A 22,216-nucleotide genomic window follows, 5' to 3' on the forward strand; every position below is an offset into this window, starting at 1 on the left:
GGGCCATGGTTCCCTTTTCGTTCGCAGGTGAGGAATTTGCCCTGGTGGGCGGCCGGGCGCTGTACTGGCCGCGGGAACGGGCACTGCTGGTGGCCGACCTTCACCTTGAAAAGGCAAGCTTCTTCGCCCGCTTCGGCCAGATGTTGCCGCCTTACGACAGCCGCGAGACGCTGGAGAGAGTGGCCCTGGCGATCGGCCAGACGGGCGCGCGCCGAGTGTTCTGCCTGGGCGACAACTTCCACGACACCGGCGGCGCGGCGCGACTGGAACCGCACGCGGCGGGCATGCTCGACGCGCTGGTGCGGGCCACCGACTGGGTGTGGATCACCGGCAATCACGACCAGGGCGTCGTGCCTGGCGGAGCGGCGCTGGCCGAGCTGGCGGTAAGTGGATTGCTGCTGCGCCACGAGGCCAGGGCGGGCGAAATTCGCCCGGAACTCTCGGGCCATTTCCATCCGCGCCTTCAGGTCACCCTGCGCGGCCGGCGGATCGTGCGGCCCTGCGCGGTGATGTCGAAAAGCCGGATGATCCTGCCCGCGTTCGGCGCGCTGACCGGCGGCATGAACGCCGCCGACCCGGCGATCCTGAAGGCACTGCAGCCGGCGGCCGACGTTGACGCGGTGGTGGCGGCAGGCGGGCGGCTGGCGCGCTTCCCCTTGTGGCGCGGCGACGCGATCGCCATCTAGGCTTGGATCCCGGGCGCGGGCGGATGCCCGTTCGCGCTGCCGCCGGGCAGGGCCCGATTCCGATTCATCGCACTTCCCGCTTCGCGCGTTCTCGTCTAAGGAACCGCGCGAAGAACAACCTTCAGGAGAACAGATTATCCCTCCCCCACAGCGGCGCATGATGACGCCACCGGTCAAGAGCGGACCGCGCTACAACGGCATGATCCAGTCGGACAAGGTCCGCGTGATCGACGAAAACGGCGAAAACATCGGCGTCATGTACACGCGCGAGGCGATCGAGCAGGCAGCCGAGGTCGGCCTCGACCTGGTCGAGGTCTCGCCCAACGCGGACCCGCCGGTTTGCAAGTTCCTCGACGTCGGCAAGTTCCGCTACGAGGCGCAGAAGAAGGCGAACATCGCCCGCAAGACGCAGAAGACGCAGGAGATCAAAGAGATCAAGATGCGTCCGAACATCGATGACCACGACTATGACGTGAAGATGCGCAACGTGGTCAAGTTCATCGGCGAAGGCGACAAGGTCAAGATGACGCTACGCTTCCGCGGCCGCGAACTGTCGCACCAGCAGCTGGGCATGAACCTGCTCAAGCGGGTTCAGGACGACGTTGCCGAGATCGCCAAGGTCGAGGCCTGGCCCCGCATGGAAGGGCGCCAGATGCTGATGGTGCTTTCGCCCAAGTAAACAAGGCGGCGCGGGCGAATCGTTTCGCCTGCGCCCTTTTGCAGTCCCCCCGATTGTCATTGCGGTCGCGCCGGTTATGGTCGCGCTGCTATCCGCCGGCGCGTGCCGGCGGGACGAAAGGGGGGCCGCACCACAATGAAGCCGACACGCGTATTGCTTGCCTGCACCGCGCTCGTGCTGACCGCCGCGACGGCCTTGTCAGCGGCCGCCCAGTCGGCATCGGTCCAAACCGTCCCGGGCCCGGTGATCAAGGGCGGCGATATCCCTGCCAAGTACACGCCGCCGACCGACGCCAACGACTACATCGTGCGCGAAGTCATGGTGCCGATGCGCGACGGGGTGAAGCTGCACACCGTCATCGTCATTCCCAAGGGCGCGACCGACGCGCCGATCGTGCTGACCCGCACCCCCTACAACGCCAGCAAGCGCGCCGAGCGCAGCGACGGCCCGATGATGCTGTCGCGGCTGCCACTGGCGGACGAGGGATACGTCAGAGCCGGCTGGATTCGCGTCTATCAGGACATCCGGGGCAAGTATAAGTCCGAAGGCGACTACGTGATCACGCGCCCCCCGATCGGGCCGCTCAACGCCACCAAGGTCGATCACACCACCGACGCCTACGATACGATCGACTGGCTGGTGAATAAGGCGAACCTGCCGCAGTCGAACGGCCGCGTCGGTATGATCGGGTCTTCGTACGAAGGCTTCACCGTGGTGATGGCGCTGCTGCATCCGCACCCGGCGCTGAAGGTGGCCGTGCCCGAGAGCCCGATGGTCGATGGCTGGATGGGTGACGACTGGTTCCACTACGGCGCCTTTCGGCTGGCCAATATCGGCTGGATCGGCGCGCAGACCGGCTACAAGGGCGCCGGCGACGGGCCGGCCACCGGCGTCTATGACAATTACGCCGAGTTCCTGCGCTATGGCGGCGCCAACGAATGGGCGCAGCGTTCGGGCTTTGCCCAGCTGCCGGCGTGGAACAAGATGCTGGCGCACACTGCCTATGATACGTTCTGGCAGGACCAGGCGCTCGACAAGCTGATCGTCAAGAACCCTTCGAACGTTCCGACCCTGTGGGAACAGGGGCTGTGGGACCAGGAGGACATGTACGGCGCAATCCATTCGTGGGAAGCGCTCAAGGCTGCCGGCAAGACCGGCAACAACTTCCTGGTGATGGGCCCGTGGCGCCACAGCCAGGTAAACCGCGAAGGGCGCAGCCTGGGGCCGTTCAACTGGAACGGCGATACGGCGGCGCAATTCCGCGACGACATGGTGATGCCGCTGATGCGGCAATACTTGGCTGACGGACCCGCCGCGAATCTGCCGGCCGCGGCGATCTACAATACCGGTGAGAATCACTGGGATACCTTCGCCGACTGGCCGCTGGCCTGCGCCGGCACGTGCGCGCGTCCGCTGACGCCGATCTACCTTGGCGCCGAGGGCGGGCTGTCGTTCGCCAAGGGCGCTGCCGGGGGCGACAGCTATGTGGCCGATCCCGCCAAGCCGGTTCCGCATCTGCCGCGCCCGGTCAACTTCGACGACGGCCGCTGGGGCGACTGGCTTGTGAGCGACCAGCGCGGCGTCGATGGCCGGCCCGACGTGATGACCTACACCTCCGCCGTGCTCACCGCTCCGGTGCGCGTGTCCGGACCGCCAGTGGCGGACATATTCGCCAAGACAACGGGGACCGACGGCGACTTCGTGGTCAAGGTCATCGACGTGTTCCCGGACGAAGTGGCCAGCGATCCCAAGATGGGCGGTTACGAGCTGCCGATCAGCCTCGACATCTTCCGCGGCCGCTACCGCGAGAGTTTTTCGAACCCGAGCGCGATTCCCGCCAACACGGTGCAGGAATACAAGTTCCGGCTGCCCACGGTGAATCACGTGTTCCAGCCCGGACACCGCATCATGGTGCAGGTCCAGTCGAGCCTGTTCCCACTCTATGACCGCAATCCGCAGACGTTCGTTCCCAACATCTTCCTGGCCAAGAAGAGCGACTACCAGCCGGCCACCGTCACGCTGATGCGCGGCGGCGACACGGCGTCTTCGGTGCTGCTGCCAGTCGTTCCGCTGAAGCCCTGAGGCGGAACCATGACCGCCTTCGCGCATCTATCCTGACATTCGTCAGCTGGGAGACATGCGATGCGTTCCGGACTTCTGTGGCTGATCGGCGTGCCGATCCCTCTGATCCTGCTGCTTGCCTACTGCAGCGGACACCTTTGACTGCTCGCGCCAATCCGGTTTCAGTTGAAATCGGTTTGGCGCGGCGATAGACGCGGGGCCGACCGGCGAGCCGGCGGAGATGCGTCCTGCGGAGGTTAGGACGCGAGCGCCCCGGCCCCCTCGCCCATCGGCTCCCGCCTCCCTGGGAGCGTTTGGATACGAGGTTACCCCATGGCCGATACCCCGACCCCCCGCCGCAAGCCCAAGCCCGAAGTCACCACCATCGGCGGCCGCACTCTGAAGCCCGCCACGCTGATGATGGGCTTTGGCTATGACCCGGTGCTGTCCGAAGGCAGCCTCAAGCCGCCAGTGTTCCTGACCAGCACATTCGCCTTTCCCAGCGCGGCGGAAGGCAAGCGCCACTTCGAAGGCATCACCGGCAAGCGCCCGGGCGGGGCCGACGGCCTGGTCTATTCGCGCTTCAATGGCCCCAACCAGGAAATACTCGAAGACCGCCTGGCGATCTGGGACGGCGCCGAGGATGCGCTGTGCTTTTCAAGCGGCATGACCGCGATCTGCGTCCTGTTCCTGGCGCTGTGCAGCGCTGGTGACGTGATCGTCCATTCCGGCCCGCTTTATGCCGCCAGCGAAGGCTTCGTCGCCAAGCACATGAGCCGGTTCGGCGTCACTTACGTCGATTTTCCCGCCGGCGCGACCCGCGAGGAGATCGATGCCGTTCTTGAGAAGGCGAAGGCGCAGGCGGCCGCGCAAGGCGGCAAGGTGGCGATGGTTTACCTTGAAAGCCCCGCCAACCCGACCAACGCGCTGGTCGATGTCGAGGCGGTTCGCGATGCGCGCGACGCGGTGCTGGGCGCCGATTGCCCGATCGCGATCGACAACACGTTCCTTGGCCCGCTGTGGCAGCGCCCGATCGACCAGGGCGCCGACCTGGTGGTCTATTCGCTGACCAAGTACGTGGGCGGCCATTCCGACCTCGTCGCCGGTAGCGTTTCAGGCCCGGAGCGCTGGATCACCCCGATCCGGATGATGCGCAACACGATGGGCGGCATTGCCGATCCCAACACCGCGTGGATGCTGCTGCGCAGCCTTGAGACGGTCGAACTGCGTATGACCCGCGCCGGCGAAAACGCCGCCAAGGTCTGCGCCTTCCTGAAGGACCATCCCAAGGTCGAGGGGCTCGGCTATCTCGGCATGATCGAGGACGCGCGTCAGCAGGACATCTACGAGCGCCATTGCAGCGGCGCGGGCAGCACGTTCAGCCTGTTCATCAAGGGCGGCGAAGCGGAAAGCTTCCGCTTCCTGGATGCGCTGCGCGTGGCCAAGCTGGCGGTCAGCCTGGGCGGGACCGAGACGCTGGCCAGCCACCCGGCGGCGATGACTCACTTGTCGGTGCCCGAGGACCGCAAGGCCGCGCTGGGGATTACCGACAATCTGGTGCGGATCAGCATCGGGATCGAAGACCCGGACGACCTGATCGCCGATTTCGAGCAGGCGCTGGCAGTCGTCTGACGGGAACTTATGCGTGGGCGGGCTGACCTAGCCCGCCCATTCGCGCCGTTCTTCCGCGGCGCGCAGGACTTCGTAGGCCAGTTGCAGGGCCTGGAACGCCTTTGCCGCCGCGGCATCGCCGGGGCGGACATCGGGGTGGACTTCCTTGGCCCTGGCGCGCCAGGCCTTTTTCACCGCATCGTAATCGGCGTCGGGACCAAGGCCGAGAACCTCGAGCGCCCGCAGTTCGTCGCGGCTGCGAGTGCCGTCGCCCGACGGTGCCCAGCCGTAATGCGAGGCTTCCTGGTAGCCTTCGTGAGTCTGGCGTTCGGCCGCTTCGCGTTCGGCCGTTTCCTCGGCGTCGAGGCCGGCGAAATAGTCCCAGCCCGAATTGTATTCGGCGGCGTGCTTCTGGCAGAACATCCAGCGATCGGGGTTGTTGGGCGATTTGGGCGCCGGGCAGGTGCCGGCCTCCTGGCAGCCCTGCCGGTCGCACAGCCGCACGGTCACTGTGTCGCGCGATGAGCCGTAGCCCCCCCAGCGCGGGAATCCCCAGCTATCCGATCTGCGCGCGCCAACCATCCGGCCGAAATGGACGTTCAGGCCGCACAAGGCAAGGCGCGGCGGTCGGTTGCCGATAAAAATGCTGCATTGCAATATGACCCGTCCGTCCCTATCTGCGCCGGCGAAGGAACGATCATGAGCAAACCCCTGACCCTTGCCGCCACCCTTTCGATTGCCGCCAGCGCGCTGTTCGCGATGCTGAGCGCGCCGGGCGTCGTCATCTAGTCCGCGCGCGTCGCGCCGGCCTCCGGCGCGACCAGCGGCAGTTGCATGTAAAGCGTATCAAGCCAGCGTCCGTGCTTGAAGCCGACGCTGCGGATCCGCCCCACTTCTTCGAAGCCGCGCCGGGCATGGAGCGCGCGCGAGGCGGGCTCGGCCCCGCCGATCACCGCGATCATCTGGCGAAAGCCGCAAGCGCGTGCGGCGCCGACCAGCGCGTCCAGCAGCGTTCCGCCGATGCCCTGGCCCATACGCTCAGCCGCGATGTAGATACTGTTCTCGCAGGCGAAGCGATATGCGGGACGATCGCGGAACTGCGCCGCATAAGCATAGCCGCAGACCGATCCATCCTCGCCGCGCGCCACCAGCCAGGGCCAGCATGCCGCCAGCACTTTCGCCAGCCGCACCCGCATCTCGGCTTCGCCCGGGGGCATCGTTTCGAACGTCGCGGTGCCGTGCAGCACGTGGTGGGCGTAAATCGCGGCGATCGCCGCGGCATCTCCGCTCGTGGCCTGTTCGATCCGCATGGCGGCGAATGTGCCCTTAAGTGCACCCGGTGCCAAGGTTGCCTTGGCGCGGGCAAGCACTAAAGCCGGCAGTATGCACGCGGGCGAATACGATGTGGCGATTGCCGGGGCCGGGTTGGCCGGCGGGCTGACCGCGCTGGCGCTGGCGCGCAGCGATCCGGGTCTGCGCATCGCCGTGGTCGAATCGGGCCTGCAGCCCGGCGGGAACCACCGCTGGAGCTGGTTCGCCAGCGACCTGGGCAAGCGCGAGTCCGAGCTGCTCGATGCCTTTACTCCGACCAGGTGGGAAGAGGGTTACGACGTCCGTTTCCGCGGCCTTGCACGCCACCTGCACACGCCTTACCGGTCACTGGGTTCGGACGCATTTGCAGCGGCGCTCGCGCGCCTGTTGCAGGACGGGGCGATCCGCGCCGGGGTCCCGGTCGTCGGCGTGGATGCCGGATCGATCGCACTGGCGGACGGCACCGTCCTTGACGCGACCAGCGTGATAGACGCGCGCGGGATCGCCGATGCCTCCGCCCTGACCGGCGGCTGGCAGGTTTTCCTGGGCCGCACGATCCGTACCGATCGGCCCCACGGCGTGACGCGGCCGACCATCATGGACGCCGCGGTCGAACAGGGCGGCGCCTATCGCTTCGTCTATGTCCTGCCGCTGGAGCCGGACACCATCTTCGTGGAGGATACCTACTACGCCGACAGCCCCGCGCTGGACGGCTCGACCCTGGGCGCGCGCCTCGACGCCTATGCCGCTGCCAAAGGCTGGCACGGCCGCGTCGTTGGCGAGGAGACCGGCGTGCTGCCAGTCGTTACTGGCGGCGATTTTGCCGCGTTTCGCCGCACGCATTCCGTTCCCGGAGTCAGCCAGATCGGGGTGCGCGGCGGGTTCTTTCATCCCCTGACCAGCTATTCCTTGCCCTTCGCGGCGGCCACGGCCACCGCCATCGCAGAGCTGGTGGCGGGCGGCATCGCCGGTGCCGCACTGGCGGGCGCCATCGCGGACCGCGCCGAGGCGCACTGGCACCAGGGCGGTTTCTACCGCACACTGGGGGCGATGCTGCTGGGGGCCGGATCGCCCGACCAGCGGTGGCGCGTTTTCGAACGGTTCTACGGCCTTCCCGAACCGCTGATCGAGCGGTTCTACGCCGGCCGATCGACCTGGGCGGACAAGGCGCGCGTACTGGCCGGCAAGCCGCCGGTGCCGGTGCTGGGGGCGCTGCGGGCGCTGACCGCGGCGGGCAAACATCTGGGGCAGGCAGCATGACTACTGGCGCAACTCGGGCCTGCGTGATCGGCGCCGGCATCGGCGGACTGGCGCTAGCGATTCGGTTGCAATCGGCCGGCATCGACACGGTTCTGGTGGAAGGGCGCGACAAGCCCGGCGGCCGGGCCTATTTCTGGGAAAAGGACGGCTTTACGTTCGACGCCGGGCCGACCGTGATCACCGACCCCGATTGCCTGAAAGAGCTGTGGGCGCTGTCGGGCCACGATATCGCCGACGATGTCACGCTGATGCCGGTCAGCCCGTTCTACCGCCTCAACTGGCCCGACGGCACTCAGTTCGACTATTCGAACGACGACAGCCTGCTGGCCGCCGAAATCGCCCGCGTCGCCCCGGGCGACCTGGCCGGGTACGAGGATTTCCTGCGCTATTCCGAAGGGGTCTATCAGGAAGGCTACGTCAAGCTGGGGGCCAAGCCGTTCCTCGATTTTGCCAGCATGGTGAAGGCGGCCCCGGCGCTGATGAAGCACCAGGCCTGGCGCAGCGTCTATTCGGTCGTCTCAAGCTATGTGAAGAGCGAGAAGCTGCGCGAGGCGCTGAGCTTTCACACCCTGCTGGTCGGCGGCAACCCGTTCACCACCAGCAGCATCTACGCCCTCATCCACAAGCTGGAAAAGGATGGCGGCGTGTGGTGGGCCAAGGGCGGCACCAACCGGCTCGTCGCCGGCATGGTCCGGCATTTCGAGCGGCTCGGCGGTACCGTCCGCCTGGGCGACCCGGTCAGCGCAATTCATACGATGGGCGACCGGGTCAGCGAGGTGGAGACGCGCAGCGGCTGGCGCGAACGCTTTGCCGCGGTGGCCAGCAATGCCGACGTGGTCCACACTTACAAGGATCTGCTGTCCGGCAGCCAGCGCGGCCAGAAGCAGGGCCGCGCGCTGACGAGAAAGCGATTCAGCCCCAGCCTGTTCGTGGTCCACTTCGGCGTCGAGGGGACCTGGCCGGGCATCCCGCACCACATGATCCTGTTCGGGCCGCGCTACAAAGGGCTGCTCGACGACATCTACACGCACGGCGTGCTACCCCGCGATTTCTCGATCTATCTGCACCACCCGAGCGTGAGCGACCCGTCGGTGGCACCGCCGGGCAAGAGCACGTTCTACGCGCTGGTCCCGGTCGCGCACCAGGGCAAGCTGCCGGTCGACTGGGGCGAAGTCGGCCCGATCCTGGAAAAGCGCATCCTCGACGAGGTCGGCCGCCGCCTTATCCCGGACATCCACGACCGCATCGTCACCAAGTTCCACTACGCGCCGAGCGACTTCAAGGCAGACCTCAACGCCCACCTTGGCAGCGCCTTCAGCCTTGAGCCGCTGTTGACGCAAAGCGCCTGGCTGCGCGCCCATAACCGCGACGACAATCTGTCCAACCTGTACCTCGTCGGTGCCGGCACGCACCCGGGCGCCGGCATTCCCGGCGTCGTTGGCAGTGCCAAGGCGACCGCGGGCCTGATGATCGGAGACTTAAGGTGAAACGCATCGCCGTCTACTGCGGATCGGCCACCCCGGCCGACCCGCGCTATGTCGAACTGGGTACGATGGTCGGCAAGACGCTGGCCGAGCGCGGCATCGGCGTGGTCTATGGCGGCGGCCGCCTGGGCCTGATGGGCGCGGTTGCTTATGGCGCGCTGGAGGCCGGCGGCGAGGTGATCGGCGTCATTCCCGAGGCGCTGGTCGGCAGCGAGGTCGCCAACCGCGACTGCACCGAGCTGCACGTCGTCCCCGGGATGCACGAACGCAAGAAGGCCTTTACCGACTTGTCCGACGGCTTCCTGACCATTCCCGGCGGCGTGGGCACGATGGACGAGCTGTGGGAAGCGGTCAGCTGGGCGCAGCTGGGCTATCACGCCAAGCCGGTGGGCCTGCTCAACGCGTTCGGGTTCTATGACGGCCTGATCGCCTTCAACCGCACGATGATCGAGGTCGGCTTCATTCGCCCGGCACACCAGGGCATCATCATCCACGAGAACGAGCTCGATCTCCTGCTCGACCGGATGCGAGCGCACGAGCCGCACACACCGATCTTCGCGATGAAGGAAAGCGACCTCTGATGCTGACCCGCCCGCGCCTGCTCGATGCGGCGCGTGACGCAATCCAGCGCGGATCGAAGAGCTTCGCCGCCGCCAGCCGCCTGTTCGACCGCACCACGCGCGAGCGGGTCTGGCTGCTTTACGGCTGGTGCCGCCGCTGCGACGACCTGGCCGATGCGCAGGATATGGGCGGCAGGCCTGGCGACCAGCGCGGCGCCGCCGAGCGCCTTGCCACCATTCGCGCGCTCACCGCACAGGCCTTCGCCGGCGCCGAAACCGGCGACCCGGCCTTCGACGGTTTCGGCGTCGTCGCGCGCGAGTGCGGGATTACGCCGGCGATGGCCGACGACGTGATCGCGGGCTTCGCGCTCGACGCCGCCGACTGGCGGCCGCGTTCGCAGACCGACCTGCTGCGTTACTGCTACCACGTCGCCGGCGCGGTCGGCGTGATGATGGCGGTGGTCATGGGCGTCGATCCGGCCCACGACGACACGCTCGACCGCGCTTGCGACCTCGGGCTGGCCTTCCAGCTGGCCAACATCGCCCGCGACCTTGACGAGGACGACGCGGCGCAGCGTTGCTACCTGCCGATCGAGTGGCTGGTCGAGGCCGACATTCCGCCCGGTGAGCATATGAAGCCACACTATCGCCCCGCGCTCGTGCCGCTCGTCCGCAGACTGTGCGAAATGGAAAAGGCCTACGAGGCATCAGCTCGGGTCGGCGCCGGGCGGCTGACGTTTCGCCAGCGCTGGGCAGTGCTGGCTGCCGCGGGAATCTACGGCGCGATCGCCACTGAAGTCGACACCGCAGGCAAGGATGCCTGGAACCACCGCATTCGCACGTCCGCCCTGGCCAAGGTGTGGCACATCGCGCATGCGCTGTGGGAAGCGGTTACCCCGCCGCCGCGCACCAGCGTCCGCCCGGCGCTGGGCCGCCGCGAACTTGCCGGGCGCGCCGCCGCCGCCTAAGCGCGGGGCCGTAATGCAATCCTATCCCGCCCCCGCGCAGGCCCATGTCGAGGCCATGACCGCCGCCGCCCGGGTCCGGCCCGCGCGCGCGGTCGCCTTCCAGGGTGCGCCCGGCTGCAACGGCCACCGCGCGGCGATGGAATACGATCCCGCCGCCCTGCCGCTGCCGTGCTTCAGCTTCGAGGATGCACTCGACGCGGTGAAGGACGGGTCGGCCGCGCGGGCGATCATCCCGATCGAGAATTCGCAGCACGGCCGGGTTGCCGACATCCATTTCCTGCTGCCCGAAAGCGGGCTGCGCATCGTCGGCGAATATTTCATGCCGATCGGCCACGCGCTGATGGCGCTGCCCGGCGGCGCGGCGTTGAGCCATGTCCATTCGCATCCGCAGGCGCTGGGCCAGTCGCGCCGCTTTCTGCGGGCGCGCGGCCTGGTGCCGCTTGCCTATGCCGACACCGCCGGCGCCGCCGCGCTCGTTGCCGAGCAGGGCGATCCCGGCAGCGGCGCGATCGCGCCCGCCATCGCAGCCGAGCTTTACGGGCTGGAGATCCGCGAGACCAATGTCGAGGATGCCGCCGACAACATGACGCGCTTCGTCGTGCTGGCGCGCGAGCCGCTGGGCCCGCTGCCCAGCGGCGGCCCGATGATGACCACTTTCGTGTTCGAGGTGAAGAACATCCCGGCCGCGCTTTACAAGGCGCTGGGCGGCTTCGCGACCAATGGCGTCAACATGACCAAGCTGGAATCCTACCAGCACGGCGCCAGCTTTTCGGCGACGATGTTCTATGCCGACATCGTCGGCGCGCCGGGCGATCCGGCCGTCGACCGCGCACTGGAAGAGCTGGCGTTCCACTGTAAGGAACTGCGGATGCTGGGCACCTATCCCCAGGGCCGCCCGCGCGGATAGCCGGGCGGCGGAGAGCCGGGCGGATGGACAACCCCCCGCCCGGCCGCCCGATCACCGCGGCTTCATCACTTGCAGCAGCATCGTGCCATCGACGTGGCGATACCTGGCGCGCTCGGCCGAAGCGGCGCCCGACTGGGTATCGTCCATCTTCATGTAGTCGCGCAGGGCGGCCGCCCGGCGTTCACCCTCGGCGCTGTCGGGAATGTCCTTGTAGCGGCGCACGATATAGAGGTCTGGCTCGCCCTTGCGGGGGTGGACGTTGGCCATGTATTCGGTGCTGATGGCCCAGCCCTTGCTCTGCATGAAGGCGGCCTGCTTCATCGCGGTGTCGTGGATGAAGGTGGCGTAGTCCATGTAGTGGCCGTCATCGATCGAGATGCCCGTCACCTCGACATAATCCCCGCCGGTGAACGGGTCGTTCTGCGCGATGGCGAGCCCGGGCAGCGTAAGCAGCAGCGAAGCGGCAAAAGCCGCGGCGTGACGAATTCGCATGGTAGTCCCCTTGTTCGGATGGAGACCGAAGGCACAAGCGCCGCGGTCGACATCATCCCGGAACAGGGCGACCCGGACACATTCGAGTCCCGAGACCGCCGGGCTAGGCCCACTTTGCGAGTCGCGCCTAGCGAATTGTCAGTCGCGGAAGATCGCGACCTCGCGCCCCCCGGCGCTGCTGGTACGCGCCCGGTACATCCCCGGGGTGTTGAAGCTGAAGGCCGCGTCGCCGCCGGGCGTCACCACGATCACCCCGCCATCGCCCCCAAGCTCAGCGATGTCCTTGATCACCGCGTCGGCGGCGGTCTGCGCACTTTCGCCCTTGAAGCGAATGCGGGCGCAGATCTCGTGCGCGGCACCGGCGCGGATGAAGTATTCGCCCGCGCCGGTAGCCGAGACGGCGCAAGCGCGATCGTCGGCATACGTGCCCGCACCGATAATCGGCGAATCGCCGATCCGGTCCCACCGCTTGCCGGTCATCCCGCCGGTCGAAGTCGCCGCGGCGACGTGGCCCTGGCTGTCGAGCGCCACCGCGCCGACGGTGCCGTACTTGTGGTCGACGTCGAGGAAGCCAAGGTTCTTCGCCTTCAGTTCTTCCAGCTGCCGGCGCCGCTCGGGCGTGGCAAAGTACGCATGGTCGACCATCTGGATCCCTTGCGTGCGGGCGAATGCTTCCGCACCCGCGCCCGCCAGCATCACGTGCGGCGAGTGCTCCATCACCGCGCGCGCGAGCCGGACCGGGTTCTTCACGTGGCTGACGCCGGCAATCGCACCGGCAGCGCGCGTTCGCCCGTCCATGATCGCGGCATCGAGCTGGTTGGTGCCGTCCCAGGTGAACACGGCGCCGCGCCCGGCATTGAAATGCGGATCGTCCTCCATCACCGCCACCGCCGCGCTGACCGCGTCGAGCGCCGAACCGCCTTTGGCCAGCACCGCGCTGCCGGCGTTGAGCGCCGCGTCCAGCGCGGCACGGTACTCCGCTTCCCTGGCCGGGGTCATCGCTTCGCGGCGCATCGTCCCGGCGCCGCCGTGGATCGCGAGTGTCCAGTGCATCGGCGGCTCCTTGGCGGCAGCATCGGGGGCAAGGGCAAGCAGGACGAGGCCGGCCAGCACGGCAGCAGTTGTTTTCATCACCCGACGATACCACAAGCGAAGGAAGGCGAAAGTGGACGCAAGGGACATCATGACGTGACGGAAACGGGTCATGCGCAACGCACACGGGACGTCGATCTGGCGCCCGCCCGCCCGGACGACGTCGCCGCGCTGGCGGCGCTGGGGCGCGACAGCTTCGTGGCCAAGTTCGGCCATCTCTACAGCGCGGCCGACCTCGCCAGCTTCCTGGCGACGGTTCATGCCCCCGAAGCGGTGGCGGCGCGGATCGCCGATCCCTTGCGCGCCTACCGGCTGGCATGGGATGGCGATGACCTGCTGGGCTACGTCCAGGTGGGCTACGCCTGCACCTGGCCCGAGTTCGCGCGCCGTGACCGGGCGATGGAGCTCAAGCAACTCTATACCGCGCCGGCAGCAACCGGACGCGGCATCGGCAGCATCCTGATGGGCTGGGCGCTGGCCGACCTGGCCGGCGCCGGTGCGAACGAGGTGCAGCTTTCGGTGTGGAGCGGCAACACCGACGCGCACCGGTTCTACGCCCGGCACGGCTTCGAGCACGTGGGCGACACCACCTTCCCGGTAGGCGAGCAGATCGACGAGGAATTTCTCTTCGCCAAGCTGCTTTAGCGGCCTATATCGCGGTCATCATGTCCTCGATCCGTCCCTGGCGCGATATTGCGCGCCGCCCGTGCCGCCAGATCATGGTCGGCAACGTCCCCGTTGGCGGCAATGCGCCGATCACCGTCCAGACGATGACCAACACCCCGACCGAGGATGCCGCCGCCACGATCGCGCAGATCCGGCGGTGCGTGGATGCCGGCGCGGATATCGTCCGCGTGTCCTGCCCCGACGCCGCCAGCACGGCTGCCATGCCCGCCATCGTCAAGGCGGCCGGCGTACCGATCGTTGCCGACATCCATTTTCACTACAAGCGCGCGCTCGAAGCGGCCGACGCTGGCGCGGCCTGCCTGCGCATCAATCCGGGCAACATCGGCAGTAGCGAGCGCGTGGCCGAGGTGGTCCGCGCTGCCAAGGCCAACGGCTGCGCTATCCGCATCGGTGTCAACGCCGGCAGCCTGGAAAAGGACTTGCTGGAGAAATACGGCGAGCCCTGCCCCGAGGCGCTGGTCGAAAGCGCGCTTGACCACATCAAGCTCCTGCAGGACCACGATTTTCACGAATACAAGGTCGCGGTAAAGGCCAGCGACGTGTTCCTGGCGGTGGCCGCCTATATGCAACTGGCCGACGCGGTCGATTGCCCGCTGCACCTGGGCATCACCGAGGCGGGCGGGTTGATCGGCGGCACGGTGAAAAGCAGCATCGGCATCGGCAACCTGCTGTGGGCGGGAATAGGCGACACCATCCGGGTCTCGCTTTCGGCCGAGCCGGAGGAAGAAGTCCGCGTCGGTTACGAGATCCTGAAATCACTCGGACTGCGCACCCGCGGCGTGCGCGTGGTGTCGTGTCCCAGTTGTGCGCGCCAGGGCTTCGACGTGATCCGCACGGTTGCCGCGCTGGAGGAGCGTCTCCAGCACATCCGCACGCCGATGAGCCTTTCGGTGCTCGGCTGCGTGGTCAACGGCCCGGGCGAAGCGCGGGAAACCGACATCGGCATTACCGGCGGCGGCAACGGCAAGCACATGGTCTACTTGTCGGGCGTGACTGATCATCACATCGAATCGGAAGCGATGCTTGACCACATCGTTCGGCTGGTCGAGGCCCGCGCCGCGGAAATCGACGCCGGCGCGCCGAGCATGGACAGCTTGCACGGCAAGGCTGCCTGAGGGGCCCCACATGACCATCGCCATCCGCCCGGCGGCGCGCGCCGACCTGCCGCTTATCGCGGCCCTCATCCGCGAGTTGGCCGCGTACGAGAAGCTGGCCGACGCGGTCCGTTTCGATGAAGCGGTGCTGGGCGAGCACCTGTTCGGCGCCTGCCCGGCTGCCGAGGTCGTCATCGGCGAAGTGGACGGCGAAGCGGCGGGGTTCGCGCTGTTCTTCCACAATTTCTCCACCTTCGAAGGCAAGCCGGGGATCTACCTCGAGGACCTGTTCGTACGGCCGGCCGCGCGCGGGCTGGGCCTGGGCAAGGCGTTGCTGGCGCACCTGGCCGCGCTGGCGGTGACGCGCGGCTGCGCGCGGCTCGAATGGTCGGTCCTGGACTGGAACGCGCCCGCGATCGGATTTTACGAAAGCCTCGGCGCTACGATGATGGGCGACTGGCGCATCATGCGGGTCGACGGGGCGGCGCTGGCACGCTTCGGCGCGGCTGCGGACTGATCCGCCGCGCTGCGCTTGGCACCCCGTTCAGCTTGGGGTTACACCTTGGCGCTTATGGTGGGACGATGAACAGGCGCGAAGTCCTTATCGGTGCCGGCGCGGCGGGTCTGGCCGCGGCGCTGCCCGCGCGGGCTTTCGCGCAGGCTTTCGCCGTCAGCGACCAGCAGCGCCGCATCCTGACCATCGCCAAGGACCAGCTAGAGCGCAATCGCGCGCGCGTATGGCGCACCGATGTCGTCGGGATCGCCGACTACGGCCTGCCAAGTTCCGTGCCGCGGCTTCATTTCGCGGACCTGGAAAAAGGGCAGGTACGTTCATTCCTGGTCGCACATGGCCGCGGCTCGGATCCTGAGCACGACGGTTTCCTGAAGTATTTCTCGAACCAGCTCGGCTCCAACGCGACCAGCCGCGGCGCCTATGTCACCAACGAATGGTACAAAGGCAAATACGGCACCTCGATCCGTCTTGTCGGCGTCGATGCCGATAACAGCGCGGCGCTGGAGCGCATGATCGTCATGCACCCGGCCTGGTACGCCAACCCCGACATGCTGGAAAAATGGGGCAAGCTGGGCCGCAGCGACGGCTGCTTCGCGATGGGAGAGAGCGACTTCAACGAAGCGCTCTGGCACATGTCGGGCGGCCGCCTGCTCTACGCCGACCGCCTCGGCATTTACTAGGATTCCACGCCCGGCAACGCGCCCGGCCGCGCCCTGGCGGGTGCAGCCGGGCGGCGTCTCAGATCGGGTTGTCGAGCTTGACCACGGCTTCGGTGGTCTTGCGCTGGCCGTCCCACGGCGCGCGCGGCGCGGAGAATGACGCGAGCACCGGTGCGTCGCGATCATAGATGTCGCCGAAGGCGCGCATCTTGCCGGCAACGTCGGTCGCGTAGGTGAAATAGGTGATGTAGACCGGGAAGGTCTTGGTCATCGGCACCTTGGTGTACTTCCCCGACGTGGCGTTGGCGACGCCCTCTTCCGGCTTCATCCCGGCGCCCAGCATCGCCATCGTCATGCCCAGCTCCTGCGCCCGCTCGGTGCGCACGCAGCCATGGCTGAGCGCGCGCGTTTCCAGGTTGAACAAGTTGCGGTTGGGGGTGTCGTGAATAAAGATCGCGTGCTCGTTCGGCATGTCGAGCTTGAGCAGGCCGAGCGAATTCCTGGGGCCCGGCTGCTGCACCACGGTTACCGATCCATCGCCGTTCTTGGTCGCCTTGTAGCCTTCGCGCGCCGCCTCGCGCGGGTTGCCCAGCAGGCGCGCGCCCAGCCCCTCGCCCTTCACGATCGACTGCGGCACGGTCCAGGTCGGGTTGAAAATGACACCTTCCACCGTTTCGGCCAGCGACGGGGTCGCGGTCTTGCCGGGCTTGCCGACGATCGTCCGGTACGAGCGGATGATCGAGTTGTTGACCGTCAGCCGCAGCTGGTACTCCGGCACGTTGGTGATCAGGTAGAACTTGCCGAGGTCGCGGCCCAGCCAGCGCCAGCGGTCCATGTTGACGCGGATCAGGTCGCGCGCCTTGCCCGGCTTGGCACTGGCAAGCGCCGTCTTGAGAGCGGCATAATCGGGATGCGTCGGCGCTAGCGCGGCAATCGCGGCGGACACATCGTGCGCGGCCAGGGCGGCGGCCATGACTTTATTGGTGGGATTGGCGTCGACATCGGGGTCGACCACGAACCAGCCCTTGCGCTTGTCCATACGGGTGCGGCCGTCGCGCATGTCCTCGACCAGCCACGACATCGACTTGCTGGCCTGGGCATTGAGCGCGTCGCCCTCGCCCGCCAGAATCGCATCGGCAAGCTCCTTGGGCTGATAGTCCGCGGGAAGCAGGCCTTCGGCGTCGATCGCCTTTATCGTCGCCAGCAGCGCCTCGGCATCCTTGGTGGTCCAGTTCAGCGTCGGCTCGTCGACCGGGGCGGCGGCGACCGGGGCCGGCGCGCTGACGGTCGTGCTGCCGGTGTCCTGCGCCACGGCTGCGGGGGTGGGCACGGCTGGTGCGGGCTTGCCAGCCGCGGCGGCGGGCTTGGTCGCCGGCGCCGCGGGCGCTTGCGCGAATGCCGGGGCCGCGCCGACCAGCGCCGTACCTGCCAGAATCCATGCCGCCTTGATCATCGCCTGCTCCAAATAAGTAATCGGGAATTGCCCTGCGCGCGCCGCGGCGCGCGCCATGCCGGCAGGATGCCCTGTCGGAGGGCCCTCTTCAACCGCTGCGGCTTTCCCCAGCCTGAATTTTGCACGGAAGACCCTTCGCGCTATCGCGGCATTATGGACCGCGCACGCGCATCGATCCCTTCGGTCACCTCTGGACCCGTTGCGCTTGCGGTCGCGGCCATCGCGCTACTGGCGGCGATGGACGGCACGATGAAGGCGGCCAGCCTGGCGATCGGCGCCTATTCGGCGATGACCTGGCGCAGCCTGGCGGGCGTGGCCGCCGCAGCGCCGCTGTGGTGGCTGGGCGGAACGCCCTGGCCGAACCGCGCAGTGCTTCGCGTTCACGTTATGCGCGGCGCGGTGGCGGCCGGTATGGCGGTGACCTTTTTCCATTCGCTGACGCTGCTGCCGCTGGCCGAAGCCATCGCGATCAGCTTCTTCGCTCCGCTGCTTGCGCTTTACCTGGCCGCCTGGATGCTGGACGAAACCGTTGCTCCGCGCGCCGTCGCGGCGTCCGTCGCGGGCCTGGGCGGCGTACTCGTGATCGTCTGGCCCGACATCGCTGGCCACGCCGGCCAGTCGGCGGGGCGGCTGGAGGGGATCGGCGCAGTCGTGCTCTCGGCCGTGCTCTACGCTTTCAACCTGGTGCTGGCACGGCGCCAGGCCCTGATCGCAAGCCCGCGCGAGGTGACCTTCTTCCAGAACGCCATCGTCTTCGCGCTGCTGATTCCCTTCGCACCCTGGTGGCTGGCGGCGCCTGGCGGCGCCCTGCCGGTAATTGCCGCAGCCGCGGCGCTGTCGCTCGCGGCGGGGCTGATGCTCGCCTGGGCCTACGCCCGGGCCGAGGCGCAGGTACTGGTGCCGATGGAATACAGCGCTTTCGTCTGGGCGGCGCTGGTCGGCTGGATCGGCTTTGGCGAGGGGCTGGGCGCATGCACCTGCGCCGGCGCGGCAATCATCGTCGCGGCTTGCCTGGTGGCTGCGCGAAAGGCGCCGCCGGAAGCCGCGGCGGTCTGACCGGACCGGCGATCCGCCGGTTCAGAGCGGGTTTCCGTCCTTGTCGCGATAGATGTCGCGCCGGCCGACATGGTTGGCGGGCCCGACAAAACCGTCAGCCTCCATCCGCTCGACCCACTTGGCGGCCGTGTTGTAGCCCACGCCCAGCTGGCGCTGCAGCCACGATGCGCTGGCCTTCTGGCTTTCGAACACGATCTGGCAGGCCTGGCGGTACTTGCGCTCATCCGGACTGTCGGAGGCGGTTGCATCGAGGTCGTCGAAGCCGAAGCCGCCGTCCTCGGGCTCTTCGGTGACCGAGCCGACATATTCGGGCTTGCCCTGCGCGCGCCAGAAATCGGCGATCCGCTCGACCTCCTCGTCGCTGACGAACGGGCCGTGGACGCGCTTGATCGGGTCGGTGTTGGGCTTGTAGAGCATGTCACCCTTGCCCAGCAGCTGCTCGGCCCCCTGCTCGCCCAGGATCGTGCGGCTGTCGATCCGGCTGGTGACGGCGAACGAAATGCGCGTCGGCAGGTTGGCCTTGATGACGCCGGTGATGACGTCGACCGAGGGGCGCTGCGTTGCCATGATCAGGTGGATGCCGGCGGCGCGGCTTTTTTGCGACAGCCGCTGGATCAGCACTTCGACCTCCTTGCCGACCGTCACCATCAGGTCGGCCAGTTCGTCGACGATGACGACGATCTGCGGCAGCGGGTGGTAGTCGAGCTGGTGCTCTTCGAACAGTTCTTCGCCGCTGTCGGGATCGAAGCCGATCTGGATGCGCCGGCCCAGCGGCTTGCCCTTGGCGGCGGCGGCGCGGACCTTGTCGTTGAAGCCTGACAGGTTGCGGACCGAGATCTCGCTCATCTGGCGATAGCGGCGCTCCATCTCCTCGACCGCCCATTTGAGCGCGCGCACCGCCTTGGCCGGCTCGGTCACGACGGGTGAGAGAAGGTGCGGGATATCGTCGTAGCTCTTGAGCTCGAGCACTTTGGGATCGACGAGGATCAGCCGGCACTGCGCCGGCGTCAGGCGATAGAGCAGCGACAGCAGGATCGTGTTGAGGCCCACCGACTTGCCCGACCCGGTGGTGCCGGCAACCAGCAAGTGCGGCATCGTCGCCAGGTCCGCCACGACCGGCTCTCCGGCGATGTCCTTGCCCAGGATGATCGGTAGCTGCGCCTTCGACGCAGCGAACGATTCGGAGCCGACCATTTCCTTGAAGGCGACCATCTGGCGGTCGGCGTTGGGCAGCTCGATGCCCATGACGGTGCGGCCCGGGATCGACGAGACGCGCGCCGAGATCGCGCTCATGTTGCGGGCGATGTCATCCGCTAGCCCGACCACGCGGCTCGCCTTGATGCCGGGTGCCGGCTCCAGTTCGTACATCGTCACGACCGGGCCGGTACGCACCGCGGTGATCTCGCCCTTGACGTTGAAGTCGTCGAGCACGGTCTCAAGCAGGCGGGCATTGCGCTCCAGCGCCAGCTTGTCGAGCTTGGGCGCGACGTGCGCAGGCGGGTCGTTAAGCAGGTCGAGGCTGGGCAGTTCATAGGTGTCGAACAGGTCGCCCTGGCGCGCCTTTGCGGTGATCTGGGCGGGGCGCGGCGCGGCGGTGGGATCGGAAATTTCGGGGGCACGGCGCGGCGGCGTGGGCACGGCGGCAGGCTCAGGCTCGGGGCGGCGGTCCTTTTTCGGGGTCACGAACGGTAGCGCCTCGGGCAGCGCCAGCCGCGGCTTGCGGCGCAGCGCCAGCGGCAGGCTCATCAGGCTGGCCCAGTCGAATGCGAACACCCGGCCCATCAACGCGGCGCCGGTCGCCAGTGCCGCCAGGCCGATCGCGAGTACGGCCCAGGGCTGGCCCGCGGCTGGCAGCATCGCGGCAAGCGCGTGGATGCCGCGCGCGCCGAGCAGCCCGACAATGCCCCCCATCGAGGCCGGCAGCGGCCAGCCGGGTCCGTCGATCGCCAGCGCCAGCACCGTCCCGATCAGCGCGATCGCGATCACCAGCATGGCCAGCGGTCGCCACCACTTGTGATCGACGTGGGCGACGCCGGCGTCGTCCTCCTCGACCAGGAACAGCAGCTTGCGCGCCGAAACCCACAGTAGCGGCAGCAGGAGCGCGGCGGCCGGGCCGAACAGGAACAGCACCCGGTCGGCAACGGCCGCTCCCGGAGTACCCATCCAGTTCAGCACCGGGCCGCCGGCGGCGGTCGAGGCAGAGGGGTCGGTCTGGTGATAGCTGAGGAGCGCCAGGGCAAGGAACACCATTGCGGCGGCCAGGACCGCGGCCCCGCCGATTTCCAGGCTGCGGCGCAGCGCACGGCGCAGCGCCAGGCGCCAGTCTGGCCGCATCGCTGCCTTGGTTGCCATGATCGGTCGTGCTCCCCTCGAACGGCGGGTATCATGCGCCCACCCCGTTCAGAGGTCAAGAATCGCCCGGGATTCCGGCGAGTCGCTGCGACGAACCGAGGCCATCGATAGCCGCCCAGCGGGCGATCCCGGCGGCCCGGGCGCGGCGCGCCGTCATTCCGCCCAGCGCGATGACCGGCATCGGTGCCAACCGCGCCAGCAGCCGCCAACGCAATGGGCCGAGCGTCCTGATGCCCGGGTGCGACCGGGTCGCGAAAACCGGCGACAGCAGCACCGCGTCGGCGCGGCCGGCCTTGGCCAACTCGCGCGCCGAATGGGCGCTGGCCAGCCGCAGTCCCGTCCCTTCCACCCCGGCACCGTATGACCCGTCGGCGCCCCACCGCCGGGCGGTGCGGGCGTCGCCGGCAAGTACCACGATGTGCCCCCTCGCACGGGCCAACCGCGCCAGCTGGTCGAAGCGGGCTCGGCGGACGGGGTCGGGCAGGTGGTAATGGCGGAAGATGAGCCCCGACCCGCGCGGCAAGCGCTTGAGCGCGGCGTCCAGCACGGCGTCGTTGCGCTCGTCGCTGACCAGCCACACGTCGGGAAGTCGTCTCTGGCGCCTTGGCATCGCAGCGCTATAGCAGCGCGCGATGGACCAGCCAGCCACGCTTCTCGCCGCCGTTCAGGACCGCATCGCCAAGGCCGCCTCGCTGGCCCGGCGCGACGACCCCGTGACCCTGATCGCGATTTCCAAGACCCATCCGGCCGAAGCGATCGCGCCGCTGATTGCGGCCGGGCAGCGCCATTTCGGGGAGAACCGGGTGCAAGAGGCCGCCGCCAAGTGGCCGGCACTGAAGGACGCGGATCCCGGCATCGTCCTCCACCACGTCGGCCAGCTCCAATCAAACAAGGCGGCCGAGGCGGTAGCGCTTTATGATGCGATCCATTCGCTCGACCGGCCCAGCCTGGTCGCGGCGCTGGCCCGCGCGATGGACGCCGCGGACAAGCGCGTGGCCTGCTTCGTCCAGGTCAACATCGGCGCCGAGGCGCAGAAGGGCGGCTGCGCCATAGCCGAGCTCCCGGCGCTGCTGACCGAGGTGCGCGCCGCCGGCATACCGCTGGCCGGGCTGATGTGCGTGCCGCCGGCGGATACCGAGGCGGCGCCCTACTTTGCCCTGCTGGGCAAGCTGGCCGATGACAACGGCGTCAGCGGCCTGAGCATGGGCATGTCAGATGACTTCGAGACCGCGGTGATGCTGGGCGCCACCCACGTCCGGGTGGGCAGCGCGCTGTTCGGAGCGCGCTAGC

The 22,216-nt window shown here is 68.0% G+C and carries 22 protein-coding genes; 15 read left to right on the forward strand and 7 right to left on the reverse strand.

Annotated features, from left to right (window positions below):
- The first annotated feature begins 5 nt into the window (after positions 1-5).
- From pdeM to ACOYW6_RS08575, 4 genes are all read left to right on the forward strand, one after another.
- On the forward strand, positions 6-686 hold the full coding sequence (gene pdeM / locus ACOYW6_RS08560; RefSeq protein ID WP_423140909.1) for a ligase-associated DNA damage response endonuclease PdeM: 681 nt from the start codon (positions 6-8) through the stop codon (positions 684-686).
- A gap of 157 nt (positions 687-843) precedes the next feature.
- The gene (infC, locus tag ACOYW6_RS08565; RefSeq protein WP_423140910.1) at positions 844-1,365 is read left to right on the forward strand and encodes a translation initiation factor IF-3; all 522 of its coding nucleotides are present in this window, start codon (positions 844-846) and stop codon (positions 1,363-1,365) included.
- Between the two features lie 135 nt (positions 1,366-1,500).
- On the forward strand, positions 1,501-3,447 hold the full coding sequence (locus ACOYW6_RS08570) for a CocE/NonD family hydrolase (protein ID WP_423140911.1): 1,947 nt from the start codon (positions 1,501-1,503) through the stop codon (positions 3,445-3,447).
- 312 nt (positions 3,448-3,759) lie between these two features.
- Positions 3,760-5,058 (forward strand): cystathionine gamma-synthase family protein, encoded by a 1,299-nt coding sequence (locus ACOYW6_RS08575; protein WP_423140912.1) that lies wholly within the window; start codon positions 3,760-3,762, stop codon positions 5,056-5,058.
- 27 nt (positions 5,059-5,085) lie between these two features.
- Here ACOYW6_RS08575 and ACOYW6_RS08580 read toward each other — a convergent pair whose 3' ends face one another.
- The gene (locus ACOYW6_RS08580) at positions 5,086-5,619 is read right to left on the reverse strand and encodes a J domain-containing protein (RefSeq protein ID WP_423140913.1); all 534 of its coding nucleotides are present in this window, start codon (positions 5,617-5,619) and stop codon (positions 5,086-5,088) included.
- Positions 5,620-5,822: 203 nt separating this feature from the next.
- Positions 5,823-6,347: a GNAT family N-acetyltransferase gene (locus ACOYW6_RS08585; RefSeq protein ID WP_423140914.1), complete on the reverse strand. Its 525-nt coding sequence runs from the start codon at positions 6,345-6,347 to the stop codon at positions 5,823-5,825.
- Positions 6,348-6,420: 73 nt separating this feature from the next.
- On the opposite strand from ACOYW6_RS08585, the gene crtY reads away from it, so the two are divergent.
- The 5 genes from crtY to ACOYW6_RS08610 are packed head-to-tail and all read left to right on the forward strand — an operon-like array spanning position 6,421 to position 11,527.
- Positions 6,421-7,608, forward strand: a complete 1,188-nt coding sequence (gene crtY / locus ACOYW6_RS08590) for a lycopene beta-cyclase CrtY (RefSeq protein WP_423140915.1) — start codon at positions 6,421-6,423, stop codon at positions 7,606-7,608.
- On the forward strand, positions 7,605-9,095 hold the full coding sequence (locus tag ACOYW6_RS08595) for a phytoene desaturase (RefSeq protein WP_423140916.1): 1,491 nt from the start codon (positions 7,605-7,607) through the stop codon (positions 9,093-9,095). The genes crtY and ACOYW6_RS08595 overlap by 4 nt, the downstream gene beginning before the upstream one ends.
- Positions 9,092-9,673, forward strand: a complete 582-nt coding sequence (locus tag ACOYW6_RS08600; RefSeq protein ID WP_423140917.1) for a TIGR00730 family Rossman fold protein — start codon at positions 9,092-9,094, stop codon at positions 9,671-9,673. The genes ACOYW6_RS08595 and ACOYW6_RS08600 overlap by 4 nt, the downstream gene beginning before the upstream one ends.
- Complete coding sequence (locus tag ACOYW6_RS08605) at positions 9,673-10,620, forward strand: phytoene/squalene synthase family protein (protein ID WP_423140918.1); 948 nt, start codon at positions 9,673-9,675, stop codon at positions 10,618-10,620. The genes ACOYW6_RS08600 and ACOYW6_RS08605 overlap by 1 nt, the downstream gene beginning before the upstream one ends.
- A 13-nt stretch (positions 10,621-10,633) precedes the next feature.
- On the forward strand, positions 10,634-11,527 hold the full coding sequence (locus ACOYW6_RS08610) for a prephenate dehydratase (RefSeq protein WP_423140919.1): 894 nt from the start codon (positions 10,634-10,636) through the stop codon (positions 11,525-11,527).
- Between the two features lie 51 nt (positions 11,528-11,578).
- Here ACOYW6_RS08610 and ACOYW6_RS08615 read toward each other — a convergent pair whose 3' ends face one another.
- Both ACOYW6_RS08615 and ACOYW6_RS08620 read right to left on the reverse strand, forming a co-directional pair.
- The gene (locus tag ACOYW6_RS08615; protein WP_423140920.1) at positions 11,579-12,019 is read right to left on the reverse strand and encodes a hypothetical protein; all 441 of its coding nucleotides are present in this window, start codon (positions 12,017-12,019) and stop codon (positions 11,579-11,581) included.
- Positions 12,020-12,157: 138 nt separating this feature from the next.
- A complete protein-coding gene (locus tag ACOYW6_RS08620; protein ID WP_423140921.1) occupies positions 12,158-13,150 on the reverse strand; it encodes an isoaspartyl peptidase/L-asparaginase family protein in 993 nt (330 codons plus the stop codon).
- A 57-nt stretch (positions 13,151-13,207) separates the two neighbouring features.
- Between ACOYW6_RS08620 and ACOYW6_RS08625 the strand changes: the two genes are divergently transcribed.
- From ACOYW6_RS08625 to ACOYW6_RS08640, 4 genes are all read left to right on the forward strand, one after another.
- Positions 13,208-13,756, forward strand: a complete 549-nt coding sequence (locus tag ACOYW6_RS08625) for a GNAT family N-acetyltransferase (RefSeq protein ID WP_423140922.1) — start codon at positions 13,208-13,210, stop codon at positions 13,754-13,756.
- Positions 13,757-13,776: 20 nt separating this feature from the next.
- Positions 13,777-14,913: a flavodoxin-dependent (E)-4-hydroxy-3-methylbut-2-enyl-diphosphate synthase gene (gene ispG, locus ACOYW6_RS08630; RefSeq protein ID WP_423140923.1), complete on the forward strand. Its 1,137-nt coding sequence runs from the start codon at positions 13,777-13,779 to the stop codon at positions 14,911-14,913.
- A 10-nt stretch (positions 14,914-14,923) separates the two neighbouring features.
- A complete protein-coding gene (locus ACOYW6_RS08635) occupies positions 14,924-15,409 on the forward strand; it encodes a GNAT family N-acetyltransferase (protein ID WP_423140924.1) in 486 nt (161 codons plus the stop codon).
- Between the two features lie 65 nt (positions 15,410-15,474).
- Complete coding sequence (locus ACOYW6_RS08640) at positions 15,475-16,086, forward strand: murein L,D-transpeptidase catalytic domain-containing protein (RefSeq protein WP_423140925.1); 612 nt, start codon at positions 15,475-15,477, stop codon at positions 16,084-16,086.
- Between the two features lie 58 nt (positions 16,087-16,144).
- On the opposite strand, the gene ACOYW6_RS08645 is transcribed toward ACOYW6_RS08640, so the two are convergent.
- Positions 16,145-17,518, reverse strand: a complete 1,374-nt coding sequence (locus ACOYW6_RS08645) for a L,D-transpeptidase family protein (RefSeq protein ID WP_423140926.1) — start codon at positions 17,516-17,518, stop codon at positions 16,145-16,147.
- 153 nt (positions 17,519-17,671) lie between these two features.
- On the opposite strand from ACOYW6_RS08645, the gene ACOYW6_RS08650 reads away from it, so the two are divergent.
- Positions 17,672-18,574 (forward strand): DMT family transporter, encoded by a 903-nt coding sequence (locus ACOYW6_RS08650; protein WP_423140927.1) that lies wholly within the window; start codon positions 17,672-17,674, stop codon positions 18,572-18,574.
- Between the two features lie 21 nt (positions 18,575-18,595).
- Here the strand turns inward: ACOYW6_RS08650 and ACOYW6_RS08655 are convergent, their stop codons facing one another.
- Both ACOYW6_RS08655 and ACOYW6_RS08660 read right to left on the reverse strand, forming a co-directional pair.
- Positions 18,596-20,926 (reverse strand): DNA translocase FtsK 4TM domain-containing protein, encoded by a 2,331-nt coding sequence (locus ACOYW6_RS08655; RefSeq protein WP_423140928.1) that lies wholly within the window; start codon positions 20,924-20,926, stop codon positions 18,596-18,598.
- Between the two features lie 55 nt (positions 20,927-20,981).
- The gene (locus tag ACOYW6_RS08660; protein ID WP_423140929.1) at positions 20,982-21,536 is read right to left on the reverse strand and encodes a thiamine phosphate synthase; all 555 of its coding nucleotides are present in this window, start codon (positions 21,534-21,536) and stop codon (positions 20,982-20,984) included.
- 22 nt (positions 21,537-21,558) lie between these two features.
- On the opposite strand from ACOYW6_RS08660, the gene ACOYW6_RS08665 reads away from it, so the two are divergent.
- On the forward strand, positions 21,559-22,215 hold the full coding sequence (locus ACOYW6_RS08665; protein WP_423140930.1) for a YggS family pyridoxal phosphate-dependent enzyme: 657 nt from the start codon (positions 21,559-21,561) through the stop codon (positions 22,213-22,215).
- The last annotated feature ends 1 nt before the right edge of the window (position 22,216 follow it).

The organism is Parablastomonas sp. CN1-191 (assembly GCF_049354825.1).
Taxonomy (GTDB): Bacteria; Pseudomonadota; Alphaproteobacteria; order Sphingomonadales; family Sphingomonadaceae; genus Novosphingobium.

Excerpts from the sequence above, each read along its gene's own strand:
- pdeM (WP_423140909.1), top strand. The coding sequence starts at position 6 with ATGGTTCCCTTTTCGTTCGCAGGTGAGGAATTTGCCCTGGTGGGCGGC.
- infC (WP_423140910.1), top strand. The coding sequence starts at position 844 with ATGATGACGCCACCGGTCAAGAGCGGACCGCGCTACAACGGCATGATC.
- ACOYW6_RS08570 (WP_423140911.1), top strand. The coding sequence starts at position 1,501 with ATGAAGCCGACACGCGTATTGCTTGCCTGCACCGCGCTCGTGCTGACC.
- ACOYW6_RS08575 (WP_423140912.1), top strand. The coding sequence starts at position 3,760 with ATGGCCGATACCCCGACCCCCCGCCGCAAGCCCAAGCCCGAAGTCACC.
- ACOYW6_RS08580 (WP_423140913.1), bottom strand. The coding sequence starts at position 5,619 with ATGGTTGGCGCGCGCAGATCGGATAGCTGGGGATTCCCGCGCTGGGGG.
- ACOYW6_RS08585 (WP_423140914.1), bottom strand. The coding sequence starts at position 6,347 with ATGCGGATCGAACAGGCCACGAGCGGAGATGCCGCGGCGATCGCCGCG.
- crtY (WP_423140915.1), top strand. The coding sequence starts at position 6,421 with ATGCACGCGGGCGAATACGATGTGGCGATTGCCGGGGCCGGGTTGGCC.
- ACOYW6_RS08595 (WP_423140916.1), top strand. The coding sequence starts at position 7,605 with ATGACTACTGGCGCAACTCGGGCCTGCGTGATCGGCGCCGGCATCGGC.
- ACOYW6_RS08605 (WP_423140918.1), top strand. The coding sequence starts at position 9,673 with ATGCTGACCCGCCCGCGCCTGCTCGATGCGGCGCGTGACGCAATCCAG.
- ACOYW6_RS08610 (WP_423140919.1), top strand. The coding sequence starts at position 10,634 with ATGCAATCCTATCCCGCCCCCGCGCAGGCCCATGTCGAGGCCATGACC.
- ACOYW6_RS08615 (WP_423140920.1), bottom strand. The coding sequence starts at position 12,019 with ATGCGAATTCGTCACGCCGCGGCTTTTGCCGCTTCGCTGCTGCTTACG.
- ACOYW6_RS08620 (WP_423140921.1), bottom strand. The coding sequence starts at position 13,150 with ATGAAAACAACTGCTGCCGTGCTGGCCGGCCTCGTCCTGCTTGCCCTT.
- ispG (WP_423140923.1), top strand. The coding sequence starts at position 13,777 with ATGTCCTCGATCCGTCCCTGGCGCGATATTGCGCGCCGCCCGTGCCGC.
- ACOYW6_RS08635 (WP_423140924.1), top strand. The coding sequence starts at position 14,924 with ATGACCATCGCCATCCGCCCGGCGGCGCGCGCCGACCTGCCGCTTATC.
- ACOYW6_RS08640 (WP_423140925.1), top strand. The coding sequence starts at position 15,475 with ATGAACAGGCGCGAAGTCCTTATCGGTGCCGGCGCGGCGGGTCTGGCC.
- ACOYW6_RS08645 (WP_423140926.1), bottom strand. The coding sequence starts at position 17,518 with ATGATCAAGGCGGCATGGATTCTGGCAGGTACGGCGCTGGTCGGCGCG.
- ACOYW6_RS08650 (WP_423140927.1), top strand. The coding sequence starts at position 17,672 with ATGGACCGCGCACGCGCATCGATCCCTTCGGTCACCTCTGGACCCGTT.
- ACOYW6_RS08655 (WP_423140928.1), bottom strand. The coding sequence starts at position 20,926 with ATGGCAACCAAGGCAGCGATGCGGCCAGACTGGCGCCTGGCGCTGCGC.
- ACOYW6_RS08660 (WP_423140929.1), bottom strand. The coding sequence starts at position 21,536 with ATGCCAAGGCGCCAGAGACGACTTCCCGACGTGTGGCTGGTCAGCGAC.
- ACOYW6_RS08665 (WP_423140930.1), top strand. The coding sequence starts at position 21,559 with ATGGACCAGCCAGCCACGCTTCTCGCCGCCGTTCAGGACCGCATCGCC.